Origin of the sequence: Glutamicibacter sp. MNS18 (assembly GCF_026107515.2) — a bacterium.
In the GTDB taxonomy this organism is placed as follows: Bacteria; Actinomycetota; Actinomycetes; order Actinomycetales; family Micrococcaceae; genus Glutamicibacter.
Genome location: NZ_JAPCHW010000006.1, coordinates 66,090 through 89,822, shown reverse-complemented (window position 1 = coordinate 89,822; position 23,733 = coordinate 66,090). Strand labels below are relative to the sequence as shown.

General features: G+C 63.4%; 19 protein-coding genes, 1 tRNA gene and 1 other RNA gene. 7 read left to right on the top strand and 14 right to left on the bottom strand.

The annotated features are described in order from the left end of the window. Nucleotides 1-17 precede the first annotated feature (17 nt). The 8 genes from OK351_RS10210 to OK351_RS10175 form a co-directional block, all read right to left on the bottom strand. Nucleotides 18-566, bottom strand: coding sequence for a hypothetical protein (locus OK351_RS10210; protein WP_265158495.1), 549 nt, complete (start codon nucleotides 564-566; stop codon nucleotides 18-20). Nucleotides 567-658: 92 nt separating this feature from the next. Beyond that, complete coding sequence (locus tag OK351_RS10205) at nucleotides 659-1,132, bottom strand: MarR family winged helix-turn-helix transcriptional regulator (RefSeq protein WP_265158493.1); 474 nt, start codon at nucleotides 1,130-1,132, stop codon at nucleotides 659-661. A 6-nt stretch (nucleotides 1,133-1,138) separates the two neighbouring features. Next, nucleotides 1,139-2,821, bottom strand: a complete 1,683-nt coding sequence (locus OK351_RS10200; protein WP_265158491.1) for a DHA2 family efflux MFS transporter permease subunit — start codon at nucleotides 2,819-2,821, stop codon at nucleotides 1,139-1,141. 184 nt (nucleotides 2,822-3,005) lie between these two features. After that, nucleotides 3,006-3,632, bottom strand: a complete 627-nt coding sequence (gene recR / locus OK351_RS10195) for a recombination mediator RecR (protein ID WP_265158489.1) — start codon at nucleotides 3,630-3,632, stop codon at nucleotides 3,006-3,008. A gap of 101 nt (nucleotides 3,633-3,733) precedes the next feature. Continuing rightward, nucleotides 3,734-7,312 carry a DNA polymerase III subunit gamma and tau gene (locus OK351_RS10190; protein ID WP_265158487.1) on the bottom strand — a complete coding sequence of 1,193 codons (3,579 nt, stop codon included), beginning with the start codon at nucleotides 7,310-7,312 and terminating at the stop codon, nucleotides 3,734-3,736. 9 nt (nucleotides 7,313-7,321) lie between these two features. After that, nucleotides 7,322-8,242: a tRNA glutamyl-Q(34) synthetase GluQRS gene (gluQRS, locus tag OK351_RS10185; protein WP_265158484.1), complete on the bottom strand. Its 921-nt coding sequence runs from the start codon at nucleotides 8,240-8,242 to the stop codon at nucleotides 7,322-7,324. A gap of 27 nt (nucleotides 8,243-8,269) precedes the next feature. Continuing rightward, nucleotides 8,270-8,366, bottom strand: an RNA gene (ffs, locus tag OK351_RS10180) — signal recognition particle sRNA small type. 95 nt (nucleotides 8,367-8,461) lie between these two features. Then, complete coding sequence (locus OK351_RS10175) at nucleotides 8,462-9,853, bottom strand: HNH endonuclease signature motif containing protein (protein ID WP_265158482.1); 1,392 nt, start codon at nucleotides 9,851-9,853, stop codon at nucleotides 8,462-8,464. Between the two features lie 322 nt (nucleotides 9,854-10,175). Between OK351_RS10175 and OK351_RS10170 the strand changes: the two genes are divergently transcribed. The 4 genes from OK351_RS10170 to OK351_RS10155 all read left to right on the top strand — a co-directional run bounded on the left by OK351_RS10170 (nucleotide 10,176) and on the right by OK351_RS10155 (nucleotide 13,442). After that, a tRNA-Ser gene (locus OK351_RS10170) sits at nucleotides 10,176-10,260 on the top strand. A 299-nt stretch (nucleotides 10,261-10,559) separates the two neighbouring features. Next, nucleotides 10,560-11,369, top strand: a complete 810-nt coding sequence (locus OK351_RS10165) for a MerR family transcriptional regulator (RefSeq protein WP_265158480.1) — start codon at nucleotides 10,560-10,562, stop codon at nucleotides 11,367-11,369. A gap of 62 nt (nucleotides 11,370-11,431) precedes the next feature. Next, entirely contained in the window at nucleotides 11,432-11,815 is a 384-nt protein-coding gene (locus OK351_RS10160) for a VOC family protein (RefSeq protein WP_265158478.1), read from the top strand. Nucleotides 11,816-12,689: 874 nt separating this feature from the next. Next, on the top strand, nucleotides 12,690-13,442 hold the full coding sequence (locus OK351_RS10155) for a response regulator transcription factor (RefSeq protein ID WP_265158476.1): 753 nt from the start codon (nucleotides 12,690-12,692) through the stop codon (nucleotides 13,440-13,442). A 218-nt stretch (nucleotides 13,443-13,660) separates the two neighbouring features. On the opposite strand, the gene OK351_RS10150 is transcribed toward OK351_RS10155, so the two are convergent. Next, nucleotides 13,661-14,701, bottom strand: coding sequence for an isopenicillin N synthase family dioxygenase (locus OK351_RS10150; RefSeq protein WP_265158474.1), 1,041 nt, complete (start codon nucleotides 14,699-14,701; stop codon nucleotides 13,661-13,663). Between the two features lie 252 nt (nucleotides 14,702-14,953). On the opposite strand from OK351_RS10150, the gene OK351_RS10145 reads away from it, so the two are divergent. Continuing rightward, nucleotides 14,954-15,253 carry a type II toxin-antitoxin system VapB family antitoxin gene (locus OK351_RS10145; RefSeq protein WP_265158472.1) on the top strand — a complete coding sequence of 100 codons (300 nt, stop codon included), beginning with the start codon at nucleotides 14,954-14,956 and terminating at the stop codon, nucleotides 15,251-15,253. Nucleotides 15,254-15,326: 73 nt separating this feature from the next. Continuing rightward, entirely contained in the window at nucleotides 15,327-15,983 is a 657-nt protein-coding gene (locus OK351_RS10140) for a LytR C-terminal domain-containing protein (RefSeq protein ID WP_265158471.1), read from the top strand. A gap of 12 nt (nucleotides 15,984-15,995) precedes the next feature. On the opposite strand, the gene OK351_RS10135 is transcribed toward OK351_RS10140, so the two are convergent. Beyond that, the gene (locus OK351_RS10135) at nucleotides 15,996-16,646 is read right to left on the bottom strand and encodes a DsbA family oxidoreductase (protein ID WP_265158470.1); all 651 of its coding nucleotides are present in this window, start codon (nucleotides 16,644-16,646) and stop codon (nucleotides 15,996-15,998) included. 28 nt (nucleotides 16,647-16,674) lie between these two features. Beyond that, complete coding sequence (locus OK351_RS10130) at nucleotides 16,675-18,084, bottom strand: amino acid permease (RefSeq protein ID WP_371931414.1); 1,410 nt, start codon at nucleotides 18,082-18,084, stop codon at nucleotides 16,675-16,677. A gap of 191 nt (nucleotides 18,085-18,275) precedes the next feature. Between OK351_RS10130 and OK351_RS10125 the strand changes: the two genes are divergently transcribed. Continuing rightward, the gene (locus OK351_RS10125) at nucleotides 18,276-18,938 is read left to right on the top strand and encodes a YoaK family protein (protein WP_265158469.1); all 663 of its coding nucleotides are present in this window, start codon (nucleotides 18,276-18,278) and stop codon (nucleotides 18,936-18,938) included. Here OK351_RS10125 and OK351_RS10120 read toward each other — a convergent pair. The 3 genes from OK351_RS10120 to aceA all read right to left on the bottom strand — a co-directional run bounded on the left by OK351_RS10120 (nucleotide 18,935) and on the right by aceA (nucleotide 23,253). Continuing rightward, nucleotides 18,935-20,011, bottom strand: a complete 1,077-nt coding sequence (locus OK351_RS10120; protein WP_265158468.1) for an alpha/beta hydrolase — start codon at nucleotides 20,009-20,011, stop codon at nucleotides 18,935-18,937. The genes OK351_RS10125 and OK351_RS10120 overlap by 4 nt on opposite strands. Before the next feature lie 176 nt (nucleotides 20,012-20,187). After that, nucleotides 20,188-21,825: a malate synthase A gene (gene aceB / locus OK351_RS10115; protein WP_265158467.1), complete on the bottom strand. Its 1,638-nt coding sequence runs from the start codon at nucleotides 21,823-21,825 to the stop codon at nucleotides 20,188-20,190. A 126-nt stretch (nucleotides 21,826-21,951) separates the two neighbouring features. Then, nucleotides 21,952-23,253 carry an isocitrate lyase gene (aceA, locus tag OK351_RS10110; protein ID WP_265158466.1) on the bottom strand — a complete coding sequence of 434 codons (1,302 nt, stop codon included), beginning with the start codon at nucleotides 23,251-23,253 and terminating at the stop codon, nucleotides 21,952-21,954. Nucleotides 23,254-23,733: the final 480 nt, after the last annotated feature.

Sequence of the window (23,733 nt, the reverse complement as noted above, 5' to 3'; positions counted from 1 at the left end):
ACCAGTCAAAGGGCGGGTTAGGCTGGCAGCTGGCGCAGTAGCGAACGCCAAAAGTCCTTCCAACCCGGAACCTGGTCGGGATCCTGGATTTTGGTGTGGTTGATGGCCACCGAGGATTTCGCGGCCTTGCCTCCGATATCCACCGAAACCCTGGTGCCATCGTCGAGGCTGATCCGCCAGTAGCGCCATTTGTCGCTACGGCTGATCCGTGGTTCGCCATCAAGCTTCCGACCGTTGAATTCGGCCAGAGTGCCCGCCACCTGCCGCCATTGTTCCAAGGCGTCGTCCAAATCCGCGCCCACGGTTCTGGTCACCGCGAACTGGAAACTTCCGTCAGCGGACTGGCCTGGTAGCCTTCGCCCGATATGTTGTTCGTAGGCCACAGCCACCCCCTGGGCCCACCAACCGGAGTTTTCCACTGTCTGGCCCATCCGTTGCTCGGCGATTTGGGCGATGGAAAAGTGGGGCAGGTCGGTGGCACCCCGACCGCCCAGGTACTCGACCCATGAGTCCCAATTGATCCCGGTCGCGCGTTCGATGGCTGGAAGGTTGCTGCCTTTGCTCATATTTCGACTGTAGTGTCCTGCCCGCGACCTGTCACCGGTCTGCCGGGTAAAGGAACGACGTGCTTTGGGGCATGTTCCGGGTGGCGCGGCACTCAGCCCTGCCGGAGATCCTCGTTTAGCCTGCCCAACAGGGCGACAAGCCGCCTCAGATCCTCATTGGGCCACCCCCGCATCTTGGATATCCACAGGGTGCGTTGTTCGTCCATGATCTCACCCCAGCGTTTCCTGGCCTGCTCGGTGGCGCTGATCCGGCTGACCCTGCGGTCGTGCGGATCCAGGGTCCGCACCAGCAGGCCGGCGTCCTCCAGGCGTGTCACCAGTCGAGAAAGGCTGGCCTTGTCCACCATCAGAAGTTCGCCGATTTCGGATTGGGAAATCTGGTCTTCGCGTAACGCCATGCCCAGCACCGGCACCGCCGCTGGCGGCAGGTTCTCCTGCAACTGGCTGGCGAGCCGGCGTTTGGCGTGGGCATTCGAGACGAGAAGCTGCGTCAGCTGCTGTTCCACCGATTCGAGCATTTCCAGGGAAATGACCTGTTCCGGGGAAGCGTGCACACTACTGGGCATCGGAAGCTACCTCCGTGCTGAATCCGCGGCACCCGGCTCGGTGCCGACTACGGACTCCGCATGGACACCGCCGTCGCTTGGCTGCGCGGCAAGCATCCCGGGCTTCGCTTCCAGTTGCTCTTCCGCCAACCGTTCGGTTCGGGTCTGGTTGCTCAACGACTGGTTCGGGATCAGCAGTACCGCGATGACGGTGATGAGGCTGAGAGGCGCGGCAAAGGCGAACAATCCGGCGACTGCATCGCCGTAGGTGGATTCGATAATGACCCTGACCGGGCCGGGCAGTGCGGACACATCGGGTAGCGAGCCGGAGTTCAGGCTCGCGCTGACTGCGGCGGCCTTGTCGCCCAGCGAAGCCATGGCATTGGCCAGCTCGGTCTTGCGATCGGACAGCATATTCGGGATGCTTACCGCCAGCAACGCACCCAAGCCTGCGGTGCCTGCGGTACCTCCCAGGGTGCGGAAGAAGGTCACCGCGGAGGAGGCGACGCCAAGATCCTTCTGTGCCACCGCGTTCTGGACCACCAAAACCAGGTTCTGCATGACCAGGCCCACACCGGCTCCAAGGATGAACATGTAGGTTCCCACCAGTACGAAGTTCGTGTCGTAGTGAATGGTGCCCAACAGGAACAAGCCGATGACCTGCAGGATCGATCCGACAACTACCAGTGCCTTCCATTTGCCGAACTTGGAGATCAACCAGCCGGCAACGGTGGAGATGACCAGCAATCCAGCCATCATCGGGAAGGTCATCAGACCCGCCTGGGTTGCGGTGGCGCCCCGGGCCATGATCATGTACTGGCTGAGGAAGACCGAGGTGCCGAATAGCGAGATCCCCACGGCCAACGACGCGATTACCGCGAAGGTGAAGGTCCTGTTGCGGAACAGTGCCAGGTTGATCAGCGGCTCGGACGCCCGTAGCTCCACCACGACAAATAGCCCCAGCGCCAGGACCGCGCCACCGATCATCAGGTAGCTGGTCGGTGAGGCCCACTCGAACTCGCTACCGCCCAATGACATCCAGATCAACAGCAGCGCCACACCGGCGGAAAGCAGGATTATGCCCAGGTAGTCGATCTTGAACGCGCGTTTGGTGACCGCCGGCAAATGCAGGGTGCGCTGGATCATGATCACGGCGACGATGGCCACCGGCAAGGCGACAAAGAAGTTCCAGCGCCAATTGATGGTGTCGGTGATGAACCCGCCGATCAATGGGCCACCGACGGTGCCCAAAGCCATGACCGCACCGAAGAGGCCCATGTACTTGCCGCGCTCACGCGGAGAAAGGATATCGGCCATCACGATCTGGCTCAGTGCGCCCATGCCACCGCCGGCCAGGCCCTGGATGATACGCATGGCAATCAGGAAATTGGTGTCCTGCGCGAAACCCGCGGCAGCCGAGGCCAGCACGAACATCATCAGCGCGATCTGCAGCAGCAGCTTGCGATTGCCGAGGTCGGCCAGCTTTCCCCAGATCGGGGTCGAGACGGTGGTGGCCAGCAAGGTGGCGGTGACCACCCAGGTGTAGGCCGTTTGGCTACCGTTGAGATCCGAGACGATGACCGGCAGGGAACTGGAAACCACGGTACCGGCCAGTATGGATACGAACATGCCCATGAGCAGTCCGGTGAGGGCTTGCATGACCTCGCGGTGGGTCATGCGCGGCTTGGGGGCCGTAGTCGTGGTGGTCATAGTACTCCCGAAGATGGTTGATTTAACTCAACTATATGGCAATGGTTGAGATCAATCAACTAACGTGGTTCAGGGCACACGCCGCCCGGTGGATTCCACTAGCCGGTTAATACACAAACCGCCCTACCACGCGATCTTGGGGTAGGGCGGAACGGGGAACGAGGAAATCGTGCCGGGGAAGAATCTAGAGGTTGCCTTGGGGCGTGGAAGCCGGGGCTGCGGTATCGCGTCGTCCCTCAAAAGCTCGAGCCAAGGTGACCTCATCGGCATACTCCAGATCGCCACCGACCGGAAGGCCGGAAGCCAGGCGGGTGATGCTGATCCCCAGTGGGCGCAGTGCACGCACCAGGTAGGTTGCCGTGGCTTCCCCCTCCAGATTGGGGTCGGTGGCGACGATCAGTTCGGTGATCGACTCATCACCTAAGCGGGCCAGCAACTCGCGGATATGCAACTGCTCCGGGCCGATTCCCTGGATCGGATTGATTGACCCGCCGAGCACATGGTACCGACCGCTAAAAGCGCGGGTTCTTTCGATGGCCAGCACGTCCTTGGACTCTTCCACAATGCAGATCTTGGTTCCGTCGCGGCGATCATCGCGGCAAATCGCGCAGGTGTCCTGCTCGGTGATGTTGAAGCAGATTTCGCAGAAACGCACCTTCTCCTTCACGGTCTGGATAGCCGCGGCCAGCTTGGTCATATCCTCCGGATCGGCATCCAGAATATGGAAAGCGATACGTTGCGCGGACTTGGGGCCGATCCCCGGAAGCCGACCGAGCTCGTCGATCAGTTCCTGAACTGCACCTTCGTACACTGCTGCTCTCTTTCCTTGGATGTGGAGGCGGCAACGGGACCGGAAGGGCCCGCAACGCCACCTTCTAGATTAGCGTCTCACACCGACACCTCGGCAGGATGCTAGAGGCTGCGCCGGACCTCCACGACGTTGCCGTTGGCATCGCGCTGCTCGATGACCATGCCACCGAGCAGGCGTTCTATCGCCGGAACGCCGATCAACGCCGAATCCTCCACGGCAATGTCATCATCACTGGGCACGAATTCCTCGGGTTCCGGGGCAGGCTGCGGGGTGCTGCGTTGCGGTACCGAGGATTGGGGCTGGCCCCAGGAGCCACCGGTGGTTTCCACCGGAGCTGCAGAAGCGCCCTTGGATTGGTTCATCAGTTGCTGGTAGCGGCTTAATCGCTGGCCTGGGGCTGGCGACCGGCCGGAATCGGGTCCGGATGCCGGGGGTTCCGCAGGGGCAACCGGCGTGGGTTGCGTGTCCCGGGGTTCACCCCATGCCGTAACCGGAGCGGCGGTGTCCACCTGCCGCTGGTCGGGGCGCGGCGCCACCGGTGCGACGGCAGCCGATGCCGAGGGGGCGGGGTGCGGCCCGTCCTGCGGCCGGCGCTGCGATGTCACAGGTGGAATCGGAGTCTCTGTGATGGGCTGGACACGGTCCGGGAAGGACTCGGTGGTACTTCCCGGACGCAGGGGAACCTCGCTCACCGGGCGGTTGAAAGTCCCGGGCTGCTCACCCGGGCTGGTTGGCAGACCCCCCTCTTCTTCCTGTCGGGCTGCCATCCCGGCGGTCATCCGAGGCGGGGGAGCAATCGGAGGCCCGTCGAAACTCCGCGGCGTGCGGGGCGTCGACGTGGCGATGGAAGGACCTAGCGGGGCAGCCGGTTCCGCGTGAGAGGCCGGACCCGGTTCGGGTATAGGCGTTGTCGCGGGACGGAGCCGGGAAGCCGCCGTCTCGTGGTCTTCCGGAGGGTAGGCATCGACATAGGGGTCGAATGGCGGTTCGTCCGGGTACGGTGGTTCGTCGGACGAACCAATGGATGCCGTCGGCACAGTCTCCGGGTGCGCCTGCGGCAGGGGAGCCTTGGAAGCGCCCGGAGCCGGGAAGGCCGAACTTGGCGCCGGGGCGTCCGCCGCTGCGTTCTGGTGACGTTCAGCTACTGGTGCGGACGCCGGCTGGGGCCGGCGCTCACCTTTTGGGTAACCACCACCGGTGGGACCCGAGCCTCCTTCGGTGAGTACGACTTCGACCTGTTGCCGCATGACCTGTGAGATCGTGCTGGTGAGCAGACCCATCATGTCCGGCCGGTTGCGCAGGTTTACCAATGGGCCGGAGTTGGAGAAGGCCAGGGTCAAGGTGCGTCCGTCGAATCCGCCGATACTGGCGTAGTTCGCAACCATTGAGTGCAGTACCCGGGAACTGGCCTGCAGTTGTTCCAGAATGGTTGGCCACGCCTGTTGGAAGGCCTGGACCGCTCCGCCCGCCGGTGCGGCCGCAGTAGAGGGCCCGCTACCAGGTCGCTGCGGTACTTGCTGCTGAGCCTGTTGCTGGGCAGGTGCCTGGCGTTGCTGCTGGCTTTGCTCCATCGCCTGTTGGCGCTGTATAGCCTCCCGACGTGCGGCTTCCGCTGCCTGGCGTTCCTGTTCGGCACGCTGTGCCTCTTCGCGCTGTGCCGCTTCCCGGCGCGCGGCCTCTTCGCGTTGGGCTTGTTCGCGGCGGGCGTTCTCTTCGGCCTTGCGTTCCTGTTCGGCACGCTGTGCCTCTTCGCGCTGTGCCGCTTCCCGGCGCGCGGCCTCTTCGCGTTGGGCTTGTTCGCGGCGGGCGTTCTCTTCGGCCTGGCGCTGCTGTTCGGCACGTTCGCGTTCGGCAGCTTCGCGTTGGGCTGTCTGCTGGATGTCGGCAGCAGGCTGGGAAGGACCCTGGCCTTGCGACGAGCCGGCAGGTTGCTGCTGGGGTGCAGGCGGGTGCTGTTGTGATCGCTGTGCTGCGGCACGCTTGGTGAATTCGGCCATCGCGGCGTTCTGCTTGACATCATCGATCGGCACGCCGGTGCCGAAGGACAGATCCTCACCGCTGTTGGGGTCGGGAACCAGACTGAACGGCGGCACTCCGTCGGGGCGTTCGGCAGGAACACTTGGCGCCGGGTTGACCGGTGTGGTCACCGGGTTACTCGGTACATCGTCGATCGGCCCCCACGTGGCGCCCCAGTCGGCATCCGGTCCGGTGTTCAAGGTACCGGATGGCTCCAAGGGGTCTGTTTCGGGTTCGGGTTGGGCCCCACGAGGCGGTTCGGCATGCGCCTGTGCGGTCTGCGGCGTTGGCTGGGCGGCTGGTTCCTGTCCGTCTTGCGGCTCCGAGGCGGACTGTGGCGCAGGTTCGCTGTCTACGGCCTCACCCTGTTTGCGGGCACGGGCAGCTGCCAGCGCTTCGCGTACGGCGGCCGCGCCTTGGCGGTTGGCCTCGGGGGAAGGGCGGTAGCCGCCTGCTGTCGGTGCGGTCTCCTGATCGTCGGGCAGTTCCGGCAACGCACCGCCGGTCATTGCATGGCGCTCCAGACGGTCAATCCGGGCGGCCAGGGAACTGGCGCCGTTGTCCGCCGCGGGTAGCAGCAGTCGTGCTGCAAGAAGCTCCAGGTGCAGACGCGGGGATGTGGCCCCGGTCATCTCGGTCAGGGCCTGGTTGGTGACATCGGCCCAGCGGCTGAGCTCGGCCGAGCCAAAGAGCGCGGCTTGGTCGGCCAGGCTTTGCAACTGGTCCGAGGGCATCCCGCGCAGGATCTTCTCCAGACCTTCGGGCACGGCCTTGGCAATGATCAAATCGCGGAACCGCTCGAGCAGGTCCTCGACGAAGCGGCGTGGATCCAGCCCGGTTTGCACGATCCTGTCGATGGCACTGAACAGCGAGGCACCGTCGCCTTCATGCAGGGCCAGCGCCACCTCGTCGAGCAAGGTTGCGTGGGTATAGCCCAGAAGCGAGATCGCGGTTTCGTAGTCCACGCCTCCAGAGGTGGCCCCTGCCATCAGCTGGTCCAAGACAGACAAGGTGTCACGCACCGAGCCGCCACCGGCGCGGATGACCAGTGGTAGGACCCCGTCGGCCACCTGGACGTTTTCGCGTTCGCAGAGGGTCTTGAGGTATTCAAGCAGTGCCTCGGGAGGCACCAAACGGAAGGGGTAATGGTGGGTGCGCGATCGGATCGTGCCGATGACCTTGTCAGGTTCGGTGGTGGCAAAGATGAACTTGATGTGTGGTGGCGGTTCTTCGACAATCTTCAGCAGCGCGTTGAAGCCTGCCGAGGTGACCATGTGGGCCTCATCGATGATGAATACCTTGAACCGGTCGCGGGCCGGGGCGAAGGTGGCGCGTTCACGCAGGTCACGGGCGTCCTCGACACCGCCATGGCTGGCCGCGTCGATTTCGATGACGTCCAGGGAGCCGGGACCGCCACTGGCCAGTTCGACACAGCTGTCGCAGGTGCCGCACGGGGTGGGGGTAGGGCCCTGGGCGCAATTCAGGCAGCGGGCCAGGATGCGCGCGCTGGTGGTCTTGCCGCAACCGCGGGGACCGGAGAACAGATAGGCATGATTGACCCGATCCTTGGACAAGGCCGTCATCAAGGGAGTGGTCACGTGCTCTTGACCAATAACGTCCGCGAAAGTGTCAGGACGATATCTGCGGTAAAGCGCTGTACTCACACCGGTACCCTATCCGTTATGCGATGCATCAGGCATCAGCTGGTGAACAATTTTTTCTGGCCGCACAATCCATGGTTCTCCGGGTAACCGTGTAGGGTCAAATGCCGCCAAGGCGGCCCCGAGGGAATCCGTGGGCAAGCCCAACGACTCTAGCAAGATCGAGCGTACCTGTAGGGCATTAATGCCATCTTCGGACAGGTCTTCGAGTGTCACCGCTCCATCGCGTTTGGCCAGCCGGTGGCCATCGGCATTCAACGCCAGCGGGACGTGCGCGTAGGTTGGTACGGTCAGCCCCAGAAGCGAGGCCAAGTAGGCCTGCCGTGGGGCGGAAGAAAGCAGGTCATCACCCCGGACCACCTGGTCGATTCCGGATTGCCCGTCATCGACCACGACCGCGAGATTGTAGGCCGGAGCCCCGTCATTGCGCAGCAGCACGAAGTCATCAACCATCCCGGTGTAGGTTCCGTGGAGTAGATCGGTGACGGAGAAACTATGGATTTCTGAACGAAGGCGGAGCGCCGCGGGGCGTTGTTCGGCTTTGCGGTCGCGTTGTTGTGTGGTGAGGCTGCGGCAGGTGCCGGGGTAGGCGCCGGGCACTGAGTGGGGTGCGGAGCCGGCCTGGGCGATGTCCTTGCGGGAGCAGAAGCACTCATAGACCAGATCACGGGCCCTGAGCTGATCAATGATCTGCAGGTAGGTGTCCAATCGTTCATGTTGCCGGATCACCGGTCCGTCGAACTCCAGGCCCAAGGCGGCCAGTTCGCTGAGTTGCAGTTCTTCGGCTCCGGCACGGACCCTGTCCAAATCCTCGATGCGCAGCAGGAAGCTCCGGGAGGTTGAACGCGCAAAGAGCCAAGCGAGAATGGCGGTACGCAGGTTGCCGAGGTGAAGAGGACCCGAAGGGCTTGGGGCGTAACGGCCAGCGCCCACTGAAACTCCATTCACCGTGCTTGGAAAAGTAAAGACCCCTCATGTACCTGCCAGAGCCCATCTACCCTTGCTACCTTCCGGTCCTGGGGGAGTTCAACAGGATGACACCACACGAGGGGTCGTAGAAAATACTACCGGAGAAGGACCATGGGAGGAAAATCGCCGTACCGTGCCCTTGCTCTCACTGGTTGTTCCTTGCGCCGGTGCGGGTAGGCACCGTCAGCAGGCCTCCTGCTCGGGAAGCTCGTCATGCCAGCCGAGGACCCGTCGCAGCTGATCGGTAACTTTGATGGCCGGGAGCATGGGGTGGCGGATCGGATCCGGGTCGAAGGACTCCAGGGAACGGATGCTTCCCGCCAGCTCGGTTTGGATCAGCCCGTGCGGTGACCTCCAGAGCACCGACCCATCCGGCATGTACGTGGATTGCCAGCCCAGGGCGTGCTTGTACATCTGGTGCTGGCGGCAGAGCAGCCGGGTGTTGTCCTTGCTGGTTCCTCCGCCCTTGCCCCAGTCATCGATATGATCGATTTCGCTGGTATCCGGTGGTCTGCGACATCCCGGGAAGCGGCAATGCTCGTCCCGGATCCTGAGGAAGTCCTTTAGGGCTTGCGGAGGTCGGTATCTGCGCCGCCCGATGTCGATCGCTGCGCCGGTCCACGGATCGGTGAGGATCCTGAGGAGGGAGGGGGCATCCTTGGCCATTTTCAATGCCAACCCCATCGGGATGGGTCCGTACCCTTCCAGGTCTGCCAGTGAACGGCTGCGGTCCACGAGCATTTCCACTGCTGGAATCGTCAGCGAGACTCGCGGCCTAGCTGCCGCCCCTTGTGTCGCCGGCCAGCCCTCAAGCAGGACATCACGCAGGATGTCGGCACGCAACTGTTCGTCGGTCCGCTCGTCCAGCGGATCCCGCTGGTCCTCCAGATGCCAATTAAGCGTGTTGATGATGGCAATGGCGTCAGTAGCCGGAATGAAGAGCTGGATGACGGCCATCCCGTTGTCCGCGCACCACCAGCGCACCGAACGGGCTTTGAAATCCTTGGCGTGGCGTTCTTCAGGTGTCTGCGGAAGCATCCTCGCACGCAGTTTGGTGGCGTGGCGGCTGACCGTGTCATCGCTGCTGGTGCGAGCCACAGGCAGGAGGACTTGTTCAAGCTGCTTGACGTCTTCTGGCTCCATGTCCTGGGCGCTGGCAACGATTTCCTTGGCGCTCTTGGCAGTGATGTTCCCCTGGCAGAGTTCAGCCAGGGTCGATGGACAGAGGTTGCGCAGGCCTTCGGCGGTGGTCAGCTTTTTCCTGAGTACCCGTGGTGGCTGCCTGGTGGCCATCGACGCTTCGGTGACGAATGAGGAGCGGACCAATTCCGGGTTACTCGGATCCACCTGGAAGAAACGCGCGGACTGCTCCTGTAGCTCGTCATCGAACAATGTGCCTTGTTCGGCTGCCTCGGTCATGCCGCGCTGGGCCATCTCAAGCCCGTCAGCCAACAAGGTGGCTTCCACTGCGTCGATCTGGGCACGCAGCTTGGCTGTCAGTTTCAGTTGCTGGACGGATTCTTCAGCGGTTGTGGCTACTCCCGCAGCGTTGAGTTCTGAGAGCGTGTTGGCCATCGAACTCAAGATGACTTCACGTTCGACGTGTGCGGACCACTCTCCGTCCGATCCGCAGAATTCACGATGACCGGATGGGAGGATCGCCATGCGACGAGAATCATCGTCGTTATGAAATGCGTCTCTTTTTCCCATATTCCTATTCTCCCGTGGGGTACCGACAGTTTGGCAGTGCGGGGTTACCGGGTGGGGAAAGCCTCGCAAACTCCCGGAAACACGCAGTTTTTATGTTCCGGCGGCTGGTCTCGGTGCCGTGATTTGGTTCGATTCGTACTTCGTGAAAAATTTCGATATGCTAGAGCCTGCTCTACAGAGCGCTATTGGAGGATTCGCCTAGCGGCCTATGGCGCACGCCTGGAACGCGTGTTGGGTTAACGCCCTCGGGGGTTCAAATCCCCCATCCTCCGCAGTAGGCAACCCCGGAAAATCATTGATTTTCCGGGGTTGTTTTCGTTGCACCACTCTATTGCGGGTTGCCACTGGCCTTGCTCCGTGCTCACTTCGGACATAGCCCCCGCCGCACCATCGGCGGATTCGTGCCCTGCATCCGCCGGTATTCGCGTCCACGGGCCGTGCACGATACCCGGCGCCCCTGGCGAATTCCGGGTCGATGCTCACGGGTACATGGCCCTCGACCAGTAGCCGGTGAGGGGTTTCCTGCGCGAGACTTGACCCTGACACAGTGTCAGGGCGGAGAACTTAAGACATGTTATCCATTGGAGCGTTTGCACAGATCGGCCAGGTGTCGCACCGCATGTTGCGGCATTGGGATGCCGCTGGTCTTCTGGTTCCTGCCCACGTGGATGCCTTCAGCGGCTACCGTTCCTACGATCCGGAGCAGCTTGAACGTCTGCACCGGATCGTCGCTTTGCGGCAACTCGGCTTCGGCCTGGCTGACATCTCCCTGATCCTGGACCAGGGAGTGGATGCCGGACGTATTGCCTCGCTCTTACGGATCCGCCAGGCCGAGGTCGCCGCCGAACATAAATTGGCAACTGCCCGTCTGGCCGACGTGCAACGGCGGCTGGCACTGATCACGAAGGAATCACACATGTCACGGATTGAGATCATCGAGAAACCGCTTCCGGCCACACGGATTGCAGCCGCGATAGCGACCGTCAGCGAGCAACCGGATATCGCCACAGTTATCCAAGGAATGTTCGACAGCGTTGAGACGGTCCTGACTGGGCACGGTTTGGGCATGCCCATTGCCGAATACCGTTCCGTTGAGGAAGGGATACAGGTGGTGGCGGGATTCGAATATGACGGCGCCGACGACGAGGGGTTCGAGATCGTCCACTTGCCCGCGGTACCGGCCGCGGTATGCGGTGTGCACCTGGGCCCCATGGAAAATATCCATGAAAGCTGGCAGGCGGTCCACCAGGAAATACTGGGACGCGGCGGGGTTCCGCGGGGAGCCTGTCGCGAGGTCTATGTCCGTTCCGGTGGGGAAGACCAGGAAAAGTGGGTCACCGAGCTGCAACAACCGGTGGCCGCGGCCACCGCTGGACGGTAGGGTGCGGAGTATCCCGGCCTGGGTACATGGGACGGTGCTGACGCTGAGTGGGAAGGTGCTATATGGCCAGCCTATTAACCGAATTGGGGATCGATTGCCGGGATCCGCAGGCGTTGGCGGGTTTTTGGTCGCAAGTACTCGACTATGACATCCTCAGCGACGAGCCCGGATTGGTGACCATCGGTCCGCGCACTCGGCAGGCTACGGGGCAGGGCGGTGCGCCGATCCCAGCGGTGTTGACGTTTGCGTGGGTTCCGGAAGGCAAAGTGGTCAAGAACAGGCTGCACATGGATCTGCGCCCCGTGGGAACCAGCCAGGCAGCCGAAGTGCAGCGGCTGATGCGCCTGGGTGCCCGTCGTGCCGATATCGGGCAGGCGCAGTGCAGCTGGGTGGTGATGGTTGACCCGGAAGGCAACGAGTTCTGCGTCCTCTCCAGGGCAGAGTAGTTTGTTTCCTGCCCGTGGAGTTGCCGGGAAATCCGGTGTGGTGCCTGCACCGGGCAGATATTTCGAGCTGACCAGTCCGGACCCGGTCGTCGAATCGATGGGTCGGGGAACGAAGGCCAGGGCCCCGCGGCCAGCCGCAGCGGCCGGAGGAACAGGGAGTAGCTATTCGCCGGCAGCCAGTCGTTGTCGATCAGTGCGCCGGTGAGGATGGATGGAGTTACGCCACCAAAGCGTCCGATGCCGCCGATCATGCCGTTGCGGTCGTTGACTTGGTCGACGATCGGACCCAGGAAGTGGGTTCCGCAGCGGGCACGCCCGGCAGGGGCGGGGGCAGCAGAGATGTTCTTGGTGCCGAAGCCGGTGACCAGGGCGTCGTAACTGCCAATGGAGATCGCCGCAAGGCACCGCACGATGGTTCCGGCCCGGGTGCGTGGCAGCGCGGACGTGTAGATGCGTTTCTTGATGTCCAGGGGATACCGGGTTCGCTATACGAGACTATGCGCACGCCGAACGGGTAGTTCGAAAATGGAACAGGATTATCGTCAGCCAAATTTTCTCATTGACACCCAAACGTTTCGATACCCGGTGTCGCCAGGTGGCCCGACGCCGGGTAGCGGTGAGGCCTGGAGCCCCAATGTGACGCAAATGGGGTTGGTGCTGGGGTATAAGGAGGGGAAGGTTGGGGTTGAGGAAATATGCCTTGTCAGGAGGGGGAAAATATACGGAATAAAGGGGTGGAATGTAGAGCGTCGCCATTTGCCCGGGCAAACTTGTTTGAATGGACAAATACCGGCGACGTAGCCGTGGCTGTGGGGTATTATCGGCTGTACTTGGGAAAATGACTATCGTTCATCGAATGTTTGGGGCATAGAAGATGATGAATGAGGAGCGCAGCGCTGTGCTCGTTTTCGGCGACAGCGTACTCGGAACAGAACTGGACAAGGTGCTTCGTCACGCGGGATTCGCGGTGGCGCAGGCCAAGGCAAGCCAGTTGGACGCGCAAATACCGCTTGGGGCGGATATTGATTTGGTAGTGGTGGGCAGTACGCTGCCCGAACTTGACGCGCATGAGGTGATTCGTCGGGTGCGTTCGCGCACCAGCGCACACATCATCCACATCATGGATCATGCCGACGAGTTCGACGTGGTGCTGACATTGGAGGCGGGGGCGGACCAGTTCATGGTCAGCCCGGTGAGCCTGCGTGAATTCCGCGCACGGGTCAACGCGATCCTGCGGCTGCGGGACCGGATGTTGTATCCGTCGGAGCCGACGCACGCGGCACCCTCGGAATTATTGCGGCATCGTGAGCTGTTGTTGAATACCAGCACCTGGGAGGTCTCCATCGGAGGGCAAGTCATCCCGGTCACGGCCACCGAATTCTCGTTGTTGCGTGTATTGATGCTGACCCCCGGACGGGTGCGCAGCAAGCAGGAAATGGCGCGGCATACCAATGGCTATGACGAGCATGAGGACGGTTACATCTCGGCCGCGGACGAACGCAGCATCGAAGTGCATATCGCGAACCTGCGCCGCAAGCTGGGGGACTCGGCCCGGGACCCGAAATGGATCGAGACGGTTCGTGGCGTCGGATATCGCATGGTGACGGATCACCGGTTGGTGGTTTGATCTGCCCGTTCCGAAGGTTTGAGCTGAACCTGAGGGTAATCGAATCTGAAATTAAGCCAATGGCCTGAGAATAGGGACACGGCGCAAGCTGACAGTGCTCTTAGGCGGCTGGCTAGTTTTTTTGGGGGATCAGCCACTGGTCGCAACACTCGCACTGGAAATGGCGATGCCGGTCGGGCTCCTTGTGGGCAGCCTGACCGGCATCGCCATGTTAATGCCTAGGCCGAGAGCTGGCGCTTGACCAGCTGCGGGTAATGGATCTGCGCGGTTTGCGGGTGAGCCCGCAGCCAGCCCTTGAGCACATTGGCCCCGTAGGAGGCCAGCATCGGGTTATGCGGGTCATCCGACACACCGCGGGCCTCGGCGGCAAGCTCGGCTGGTAGCTGCACCTTGTCGATCACCGAATCCAGGCGCGGCGAGTAGAAGAACGGTACCGAATAGCGGTCCACGCCGGCCGGTGGGGCGATGACACGGTGAATGGTGGCCATCAGGTAACCGTCGGTGGCCACCTCGAGCATTTCGCCGAGGTTCACCACCAGCGCGCCGGGGGTGGGCGGCACCTCGATCCATTCCTCCTGGCCGTAGGGCTGGACCTGCAGCCCGCCGACCTGGTCCTGCAGCAGCAGGGTCACGAATCCGTAGTCCGCGTGCAGCCCGACGCCCTGGTTGCCGGCATCGGGCACCACGTCCCCGGAGACGTAGTGCACCAGCTTGCCCATCCAGGCCGGGGTATCGGCGAAGGGCTCATCGAAGTGGTCCTCGGGCAGCCCCAATCCCACGGCGATGGCCGAGAGCAGGGTATGACCGGTCTCGTGCATCAGCTCGGCCCAGGCCATGGCGCGATCCTTCAGCTGCGGATAGTCCGCCGGCCACTGGTTAGGTCCCTGCAGGTTCAGGTACGGGGCATCGGCCGGGACGGCGTCCAGGGCGGGACGCTCCGGGCCGTAGTCGATCTGCTCGCGGGCATCGGCGCGGCCGCGGGTGATCTCGGTGCCCATGCGGGTGTAGCCGCGGAACTGGGCGCTATTGCGGTTGTCGAGCTTGAGCTTGTCTTCCACCGGTTTGGAGAAGAACTCGGCCAGGGTGTCCAGCAGCTGCTGGTCCTGGTTTTCGGTTTTGGCGTAGCCGACAATCTGGAAGAAACCTACGCGGTGCGCCGCGTCGCGCAGGGCTTCGACGAATTGCTGGTTGAAAGAGCCGTCGGCATTGCGGGCGGTGGAGATGTCGAGGACTGGAATCTCGGTGACTGCGTTGTTCATGCACTCAATGTTGCACCGCTTCGGGCGATTGTTACCAGTGGAAGTTACGTGCGGTTCCCTCGCGTGAACTAATGCGACAAAAACCTTGATTTCGCGATGAATTGGTTCAATAATGCGTTCCGCGGTCGCTGGCCGGGCGCCGCCGGGCGATGTCGGCGTCATGGTCCGGCGTGATATTACCGCATTTTCCCCCGCGACATAGTATCCGTTGCGAAGTACCTCGGTGCCGGCGGGGTTTCCTATGCTGGAGGGGTGATTTTCAAAGCTGTCGGCGGGTCCCGTCCCTATCCTCCCCACGGACTGAGCACCACCCGCGATTGGGGCGCCATCCCACCGCAGCAGGTGCGGCTTGACGAACTGGTCACCACCAAGCGCACCCTGGACCTGGAGGCGCTGCTGGCCGAGGATTCCACGTTTTTCGGCGACCTGTTCCCGCACGTGGTGCGCTGGCAGGGCAAGTTGTACCTGGAGGACGGATTGCATCGGGCCGTGCGCTCGGCACTGCACCACCGTTCGATCATGCATGCCCGGGTCTTGAACCTGGACGAGTAGCCGGTAAGCTACAGGGCACGATGGCTCCCACGCCGGATTCCTTGGCCGGCGTGAACAGCAGGGAGGGTGCACGATGGGTTCACGCGGTGACCGGGACGATGCCCGCAGTTGGCACGGGCAGCGGATCGTCGGCGAACGGGAGCTGGACTTCCACTCCGATGAGCGGGCGGTGCGCCGCCGGCGCCTGCGGCAGAACACGGTCTTCGCGGTGCTCGCGCTGCTGCTGGTCGTGGTGCTGGCGCTGGCACTGCTGGTGTTCACCGGCCGCCTGCAACTGCCCGGCCAGCAGCCGCCGGCCACCGCGACCGGTGTCGAACCGATCACCAACGCCCAATGCCCGCAACGCGATTTCGACTACCTGCAGCCGGCCGAGGTGCGCGTGCGCATCCTGAACACCACCGGTGTCTCGGGGCTGGGTGGGCGTACCGCGCAGATCCTGGAGGAACGCGGCTTCAGGATCAGCTCGGTCACCAGCGCGTCCGGCGACTATTCCGAACAGGTGGGGGTGGTGGTATCGGGGCCCGGCGGTTACGCCCAGGCGCTGAGCCTGCAACGCCACCTGCCCGGTACGCTGTACGTTTTCGACGAAACCAAGCGTGATGACCTGGTGGATTTCGAGGTGGGTGCGGAATTCAGCGAGCTGACCAAGCAACGCCGGCTGGATACCGCGCCCGGGCAGCTGGTTTGCGCCAATCCGCCCCAGGAATCCGGGGACGAGCAGGACGGGTAGCGGGCCGGGCGCCTAGAGCTCGGCGTGCACGGTGCGCAACGCCTCGGCGAACGCCTGCGCGGGTTGGGCCCCGGAGATCCCGTACTTGCCCTGCAGGACGAAGAACGGCACCCCGCTGATCCCCAGTTGCCGGGCCTGGTTGATGTCCGCATTGACCTCATCGGCGTAGCTTCCATCGGCCAAAACCGCGGCCGCGGCCTGCCGGTCCAGTCCCACCTGGGCGGCCAGTGCGGCCAACGTGTCGTGATCCCCGGTATTGGCCCCGCGCACGAAGTGCGCCTCAAGCAGCGCTTCCTTAATTTCATCCCCGGCTCCGTGCCGCTTGGCGTATTCCAGCAGACGCAGTGCGCTGAAGGAATTCGCCGGCTGCACGGCATCGAAGTCATAGGCCAGCCCTTCCGCGGCGGCCTGTCCGGTGACATGGGCAAGCATCGCGGTGACCTGTTCCGGGTCCATGGACTTCACCGTGGACAGGTATTCGTGTTCGGTGCCTTCGTAGTGTTCGGGAAGGCTCGGATCGAGCTGGTAGGCATGCCAGTGCACATCCACCTGCGTGGAGAAGTCGACCAGCTCCAGGGCGGCCTCGAAACGGCGTTTGCCGATGTAGCACCAGGGGCAGGCGATGTCGGACCAGATATCTACACGCAGGCGGTTTTCACTCATGTCCACGCCAACCATCCGCTGCGCCGAATCATTCCCGTCCGGTGCCGGCCCCCAGCGGTTCGGCGGTCTCCTGCCGGGTTTCGGGCTTGACCAACAGCTTGTAGCCCAGACCCAGCAACAGCAGCCAGCCGGCGCCGACGTAAAGCGCGATGCGGGTTTCGGCACTCAGTGCCAGCAGGATCACCACGAAGGCCATGAAGAGCAGTGCGACCCAGGCCGAGACGGTGCCGCCGGGCACCTCGAAGGCGTTGCGCTGGGTGCCGGTGCGGCCCATTTCGCGGCGCATCGACAGGTAGGAGGCCAGGATCATGACCCACACCCAGACGGTGGCGAAGGTGGCCAGCGAGGCGATCACCAGGAACAACGATTCGGGCAGCAACGCGTTGAGCAGCACTCCGGCCACCAGTACCCCGGCCATGACCAGCACGGTCATCCACGGCACCCCATTGGCCGAGACCTTGGTGAAGGAACGTGGGGCAAGTCCCTTGCCGGCCAGCGCGTAGAGCATCCGCCCGGCTCCGAAGGTGTCGGCGTTGATCGCCGAGATCGCGGCGCTGATCACCACGAAGTTCAGCACATGCGCGGCGGCCGGGATCCCCAGCGAGTCGAAGATCTGCACAAACGGGGAGGATGAGCCGTCGATCTGCCGCCAGTCGAAAAGCATCATGATCACGGCCAGCGAGCCGACGTAGAACAGCAGGATCCGTAGCGGCACGGTGTTGATGGCGGCCGGGACCGCCTTGGCCGGGTCATCGGCTTCCCCGGCGGTGATGCCGATGGTCTCGATGCCGCCGAAGGCGAACATCACCACCGCGAAGGACAACAGCAGTCCGGTGAACCCGTTGGCGAACAGGGTGCCGGCCCCGAAAAGGGTCTCCAGGCCCGGGGCGGTGGACTGGCCCTCGGCACTGAAACCGAAGACGATCAGCGCCGCGCCGCCGATGATCATCGCCACGATGGCGCTGACCTTGATGACGGCCAACCAGAACTCGGTCTCGCCGAAGACCTTGACCTTCATCAGGTTGATGGCGGCAATCAGCAGCACCACCGCCGCGACCCAGATCCAACGGGGCACCTCGGGGAACCAGAAGCCCATGTAGATGCCGAAGGCGGTGACATCGGCAATGGCCACGATCGCCATCTCGAAGGTAAAGGTCCAGCCGGTGACGAACCCGGCGAAACGCCCCAGGTAACGTGAGGCGTAGTGGGCGAAGGACCCGGAGACCGGGTGCTTGACCGCCATCTCGCCCATGGCGCGCATCACCACGAATACCGCGGCACCGCCGATCATGTAGGCGAAGAGCACGGCGGGGCCGGCGGCCTGGATGGCGGCCGAGGAACCGTAGAACAGGCCGGTGCCGATGGCCGAGCCCAGGGCCATGAAGCGGATGTGTCTGGCGTTCAGGCCCCGGAAAAGGGCCTGCTTGATTTCACTCACGGTGCGTGTCTCGGTTCCTGGTTGGATAGATTGGAGGGGAAGCCTCTTGGCTGCGTTCGGTGGATCCGGCCCATGGGCCCTCACCGGCGCGATCCATGCGGGAGTCGAAAAAATCATACGTGTAGAACCTTGCCAAAGCGGGCAGGTTGTGGTGCAGATCTATATGAGGTTGCTCATGAAAGGGGCGGTCGGTGGCTAGGAACCTATCGTGGCCCGGGATACTTTTTGCCGGCGGGATCACCGCGGTGGCCGGGTTCGTGGACGGGGTGGGATTCATCCATTTCGGCGGGTACTTCCTTTCGTTCATGTCCGGCAACTCCACCCGTTCCTCGGCGGCACTGGCCGAAGGGGATCCCGGCGGTTGGCTGCTGGCGATGGGCTTCGTCTCCTGCTTTGTGCTCGGGGTGGTGATCTCGACCCTGGTCAGCGCGCGGGTGCGCCACTACCGGCGGCCGGTGGTGATGTACATCAGCGCCGCGTTCCTGCTGCTGGGGGCGCTACTCGGTCCGGGCGGGGGTGTGTTCACCGCCGGGGCGCTGGCCACCGCGATGGGCGCGGTAAACGTGAGCTATACCCGGAGCGGGGAGGTGTCGCTGGGGCTGACATATATGACCGGAACCCTGGTCAAGCTAGGCCAGCAGCTGGCCGCGGCACTGAGCGGGGGACAGCGGATGATGTGGGCGCCCTATGCGGTGCTCTGGCTGATGATCACGCTGGGCTCGCTGGCCGGGGCATTCAGCTACCTGCATTACGGGCTGTTGGTGCTGTGGTTCGCGGTGGCCGCGATGCTGCTCTGGGCCACCATGGGATTCCTGCACGAGCGTCGGCTAAGGGCCCTGAAAACCGGTTTCTAGTCCTCCAGCGGGGCCGGATCGGCCGGGGCGTGTCGGGCCGCGGCCCGCGCGGTGAGCTTCCCGGCCAGTTTGCGCAACCGGGACTCGCTGGGCCGGTGACGGTGTGAATCGATCCAGGACCCCATGGCCACATAGGCCCGTTGGCGGACGGCAGGTGGGGAGAGGAAGACGTCGTGCAGCGCCCCATCCAAGCGGAGCAGTCCCAGGTTGCTGGTCACATCGGTGCTGCGCCGGGCCACCACCTCAACATTCAGCGCCACGTCAGCGCGCCTGGCATCGGGGTTCCAACGCGGTAGCAGGTAGTCCCGCGAGGAGAGCAGCACCAGCACCGGGATATCCAGGCCCAGCCCCTTGGCGACCTTCGCCTGGGCACGGAAGACGGCGTTGACGAAACCGGTGGTGACCCGGAAACCCTGGGCCGGACGCCAGGACAGGTCGTAATCCCATTCCCCGTCATAGGCGCTGGACACGGTGCGGGTGTAGAATCCCGGGTCGATGCGGGGCAGCTCGCGCAACGGATTGATCCGGGACCCGGTGGCGAACAGCGCCGAGATGGCGGCGCGCCCGAACTCCGCGGCCTGGAACTCCAGCCAGGGGCTGTTGAGTACCAGTGCATCCACTGCCTGCGGCCGGGCGGCGGCATACAGGCAGGCACTCAAACCTCCGGTGGAGTGCCCCAGCAGCACCAATCGGTGGCGTGGATGGGCCTGGCGGATGATCCGGCGCGCCGCATCGAATTCGTCGAAGTAGTCCTCCAGCGAGGTGATGAATCCGGGTACCGATCCAGGGCCCAGGTTCCGCCCGTAGTTGCGCAGGTCCAGGGCGTAGAAGTCGGCTCCGGCCGCCGTGAGGAACTCGGCCAGTTCGTGCTGGAAGAAGTAGTCCGACCAGCCGTGCACATAGAGCACCGCATGCCCGCGCAGGGCTCCGGGCGGCCGCCAGCGGAAACCCGGCGGTCGATGGCGGACCAGGGTGGCCCGCGCCCCATCGGGAAGATCGATCACGCGGCATTGGAAGTCCGCACCGAGCACATCCGCGCCCCAGAGGTCCTCATCCTTGTTCCGTGCTGCCATGATCCCCAGCATATGGCGTGGTTGGCGGCGCCGGGAACCGCGCACCACGGCACGGCCCCGGTTCCTGGTGGTGCCGATCCGGTGCGCCCCCGGCTCGTTGGACTAACGATTCGGGAACTTGCGGACCGCCACCGGGGAACCGGGGCCGTGCCGAAAGGTGTTGCCTGTTGCCTGGCCTAGCTGGCCATCTGGTACTGCCGGGCCGGCTTGTCCAGGTGACGCAGGTAGGCGTTGGAGGTCAGGAAGGTCGGGAAATCATCTCGCAGGGAGCAGGCCTCGAAGATCTCCAAGGCCTCCTCGAACCGGTCCCCTTCGAAGCGTTCCAGCCCCTCCATGGTTTCCTCCGCCAGTTCCCCCACCCAGCGGCGGGAAACGATCTCACCCTCGTCGGTGATGGCCGACTGGTGGATCCACTGCCACAGCTGGGAACGGGAGATCTCCGCGGTCGCGGCATCCTCCATCAGGTTGCGGATGGCCACCGCCCCGTTGCCGCGCAGCCACGACTCGATGTAGCGGATGCCGATCTCGATGTTGTCGCGGATGCCCTGCTCGGTGATCTTGCCTTCCAGCCCGGCGATGTTCAGCAACTCGGAGGCCGAGGGGACCACATCCTCACGCTGGCGGTCGTTCTGGTTCGGCTGCCGGCCCAGTACCCGGTCGTATTCCTTCATGGCCACCGGCACCAGGTCCGGATGGGCCACCCAGGAACCGTCGAAGCCGTCGTTGGCTTCGCGGGCCTTGTCCTCCCGGACCTTGTCGAAGGCCCGCTCGTTGATACGCGGGTCCTTGCGGTTCGGGACAAAGGCGCTCATCCCGCCGATCGCCATCGCCCCGCGGCGGTGGCAGGCGCGCACCAGCTGCTCGGTGTAGGCCCTCATGAACGGGCTGGTCATGGTCACCGAATCGCGGTCCGGGAACACGAAGCGCGGCCCGCGGGAACGGAAGTTCTTGATGATCGAGAAGATGTAGTCCCAGCGCCCGGCGTTCAGCCCGGCCGAGTGCTCACGCAGCTCGTAGAGGATCTCCTCCATCTCGAAGGCCGCGGTGATGGTCTCGATCAGCACGGTGGCGCGGATGGTGCCCTGCTTGATGCCCAGCAGGTCCTGGGACATCACGAACACGTCATTCCACAACCGGGCCTCGGCATGGTTCTCCAGCTTCGGCAGGTAGAAGTACGGGCCGCGGCCGCCGGCGATCAGCCGTTGGGCGTTATGGAAGAAATGCAATCCGAAGTCCACGAAGGCCCCGGCGATCGGCTGGCCGTCGACCAGCATGTTCTTCTCCGGCAGGTGCAAGCCGCGGGGACGGACCACGATGGTGGGCAGCTGGGTCAGCTCGGTGGTTGCCAGCTTGTACTCCTTGCCCTCCGGGGAGGTGAAGTCGATGGTCCCGTCCAGCACCCGGCGCAGGTTCACCTGGTTCTTGACCACGTTCGCCCAGGTCGGCGAGCAGGCATCCTCCATGTCGGCCAACCACACCTTGGCGCCGGAGTTCAGCGCGTTAACGGTCATCTTGCGATCGATCGGACCGGTGATCTCCACCCGGCGGTCCTCCAGACCCGGGGCGATCGGGGCGACCTGCCAGCTGTCGTCTTCGCGGATATGGCGGGTTTCCTCCAGGAACTTCGGGTCGCGGCCGTTGGCGATGCGGGCCCGGTTGACCTGGCGGCGCTGCATCAGTTCGGCACGGCGTGGCTCGAATGCGCGGTGCAGCTTGGCGATGAAATCCAGTGCGTCTGCGGTCAGGATCTGCTCCTGGTAACGCACGGGCGAAGCGGTGATGGTGATGCTGTTCAGGGTGATGGGGGAGTTCATGGCTGCATATCCTTAAGGACTAGAAAGTTGGTGGGGCCCGGCCCCGTCAACCGGCGACGACTGGGATTGTTGAGTTTGCCGGTAGGCAGGTGGCCAAGGCCCCACCAAGACTCGCGTGGAGCCGGTTTAGTGGAATTGGCCTTCCTCGGTGGATCCCACCAGGGCCAGGGTCGAAGCGTTCGGGTTCAGCGTGGTCGAGATGTCATCGAAGTATCCGGTGCCGACCTCGCGCTGGTGCTTGGTTGCGGTGTAACCGCGTTCCTCGGCAGCGAATTCGCGTTCCTGCAGGTCCACGTAGGAGCTCATGCCGTTGCGGGCATAGCCGTGGGCCAGGTCGAACATCGAGTAGTTCAGGGCGTGGAAGCCGGCCAGGGTGATGAACTGGAAGGTGTATCCCATGGCGCCCAGTTCACGCTGGAACTTGGCGATGGTGTCATCATCCAGGTGCTTCTTCCAGTTGAACGATGGCGAGCAGTTGTATGAGAGCATCTGGTCCGGGAAGTCCTTCTTGACCGCTTCGGCGAACTTGCGGGCCAGTTCCAGATCCGGGGTGCCGGTTTCCATCCAGATCAGATCCGAGTACGGGGCGTAGGCCTTGGCCCGGGCGATACATGGCTCGATACCGTTCTGCACCTTGTAGAAGCCTTCCGCGGTGCGCTCGCCGGTGATGAACTGCTGATCGCGTTCATCGACATCCGAGGTGATCAGGGTGGCTGCCTCGGCGTCGGTGCGGGCGATGACAACACTCGGGGTGTTGGCAACGTCCGCGGCCAGACGGGCGGCATTCAAGGTGCGGATGTGCTGCTGGGTAGGGATCAGCACCTTGCCGCCCAGGTGGCCGCACTTCTTCTCCGAAGCCAGCTGGTCTTCCCAGTGCACACCCGAAGCGCCGGCGGTGATCATCGACTTCATCAGCTCGTAGGCGTTCAGTGGGCCACCGAAGCCGGCCTCGGCATCCGCGACGATCGGGACCAGGTAGTCCTCAACGCTCTGGATGCCTTCGGCGAACTCGATCTGGTCGGCGCGCAGTAGCGCATTGTTGATGCGGCGGACAACCTGTGGGACCGAGTTGGCTGGGTAGAGCGACTGGTCCGGGTAGGTGTGGCCCGAGAGGTTGGCATCCGCGGCAACCTGCCAGCCCGAGAGGTAGATGGCCCGCAAGCCCGCCTTGACCTGCTGCACGGCCTGGTTGCCGGTCAGGGCGCCCAGGGCGTTGGTGTAGCCACCGGTCGGTGCCTCGTCGGTCAGCTGCTTCCACAGCTTCTCGGCGCCGCGCTTGGCCAGGGTGTTTTCTTCCTGCACCCGGCCCTGGAGCTTGACGACATCGGCAGCGGTGTAATCGCGGGTGGTGCCGTTCCACCGTGGGTTGGTGGCCCAATCGTTTTCGATGGCGGCAATGCGGTTCTCGATGCTGTTCTGCTCGGTCATGTCCTGCTCCTTTGTCAGTTCGTGTCCGACCGGTGTGTTCGTCCGGGGGACCTCCTCGTGACAACTACTTTTCCGCATGGGCAAGAGTCCGGGTAGGGGTTTTTCATGGAAAGATCAACGGTTCTTCTCAAAAATGGAAGATTTGCTGTTCTTCGGCTGGATATGATCAAAGTCATGAAAATGTGTGGATTCAGCCACTTTCCGTAGTGAAGAACGGCTGGATTTATGAACGATACCGGAGTTGCCGGAACCTCCGGGTCTCACTGTGCTGAAATCTGACTGGGGCCCGAGGCCGGCTGTGGCCTGTATATTTCCGGCGAGAACGAGTTAATGTAGTGAAACTGAAGTGGGTGACGGGCTTCGTTTCTGGTCTTGAAAGGGGTTGCTTCCCGCATCCTTGCTGGCAAAAGGGCCCGGAGATGGTGTCGCTCCGCACGGCGCGGATCAGCCGGAATCCATGGGCGGTAGGTTTGCGAAGAA

Coding starts and splice junctions, on each gene's coding strand:
- aceA (WP_265158466.1), bottom strand. CDS start 23,253: ATGACCGAGCAGAACAGCATCGAGAACCGCATTGCCGCCATCGAAAAC.
- OK351_RS10165 (WP_265158480.1), top strand. CDS start 10,560: ATGTTATCCATTGGAGCGTTTGCACAGATCGGCCAGGTGTCGCACCGC.
- OK351_RS10155 (WP_265158476.1), top strand. CDS start 12,690: ATGATGAATGAGGAGCGCAGCGCTGTGCTCGTTTTCGGCGACAGCGTA.
- OK351_RS10200 (WP_265158491.1), bottom strand. CDS start 2,821: ATGACCACCACGACTACGGCCCCCAAGCCGCGCATGACCCACCGCGAG.
- OK351_RS10210 (WP_265158495.1), bottom strand. CDS start 566: ATGAGCAAAGGCAGCAACCTTCCAGCCATCGAACGCGCGACCGGGATC.
- OK351_RS10120 (WP_265158468.1), bottom strand. CDS start 20,011: ATGGCAGCACGGAACAAGGATGAGGACCTCTGGGGCGCGGATGTGCTC.
- OK351_RS10175 (WP_265158482.1), bottom strand. CDS start 9,853: ATGGCCAACACGCTCTCAGAACTCAACGCTGCGGGAGTAGCCACAACC.
- OK351_RS10205 (WP_265158493.1), bottom strand. CDS start 1,132: ATGCCCAGTAGTGTGCACGCTTCCCCGGAACAGGTCATTTCCCTGGAA.
- OK351_RS10135 (WP_265158470.1), bottom strand. CDS start 16,646: ATGAGTGAAAACCGCCTGCGTGTAGATATCTGGTCCGACATCGCCTGC.
- OK351_RS10160 (WP_265158478.1), top strand. CDS start 11,432: ATGGCCAGCCTATTAACCGAATTGGGGATCGATTGCCGGGATCCGCAG.
- aceB (WP_265158467.1), bottom strand. CDS start 21,825: ATGAACTCCCCCATCACCCTGAACAGCATCACCATCACCGCTTCGCCC.
- OK351_RS10140 (WP_265158471.1), top strand. CDS start 15,327: ATGGGTTCACGCGGTGACCGGGACGATGCCCGCAGTTGGCACGGGCAG.
- OK351_RS10150 (WP_265158474.1), bottom strand. CDS start 14,701: ATGAACAACGCAGTCACCGAGATTCCAGTCCTCGACATCTCCACCGCC.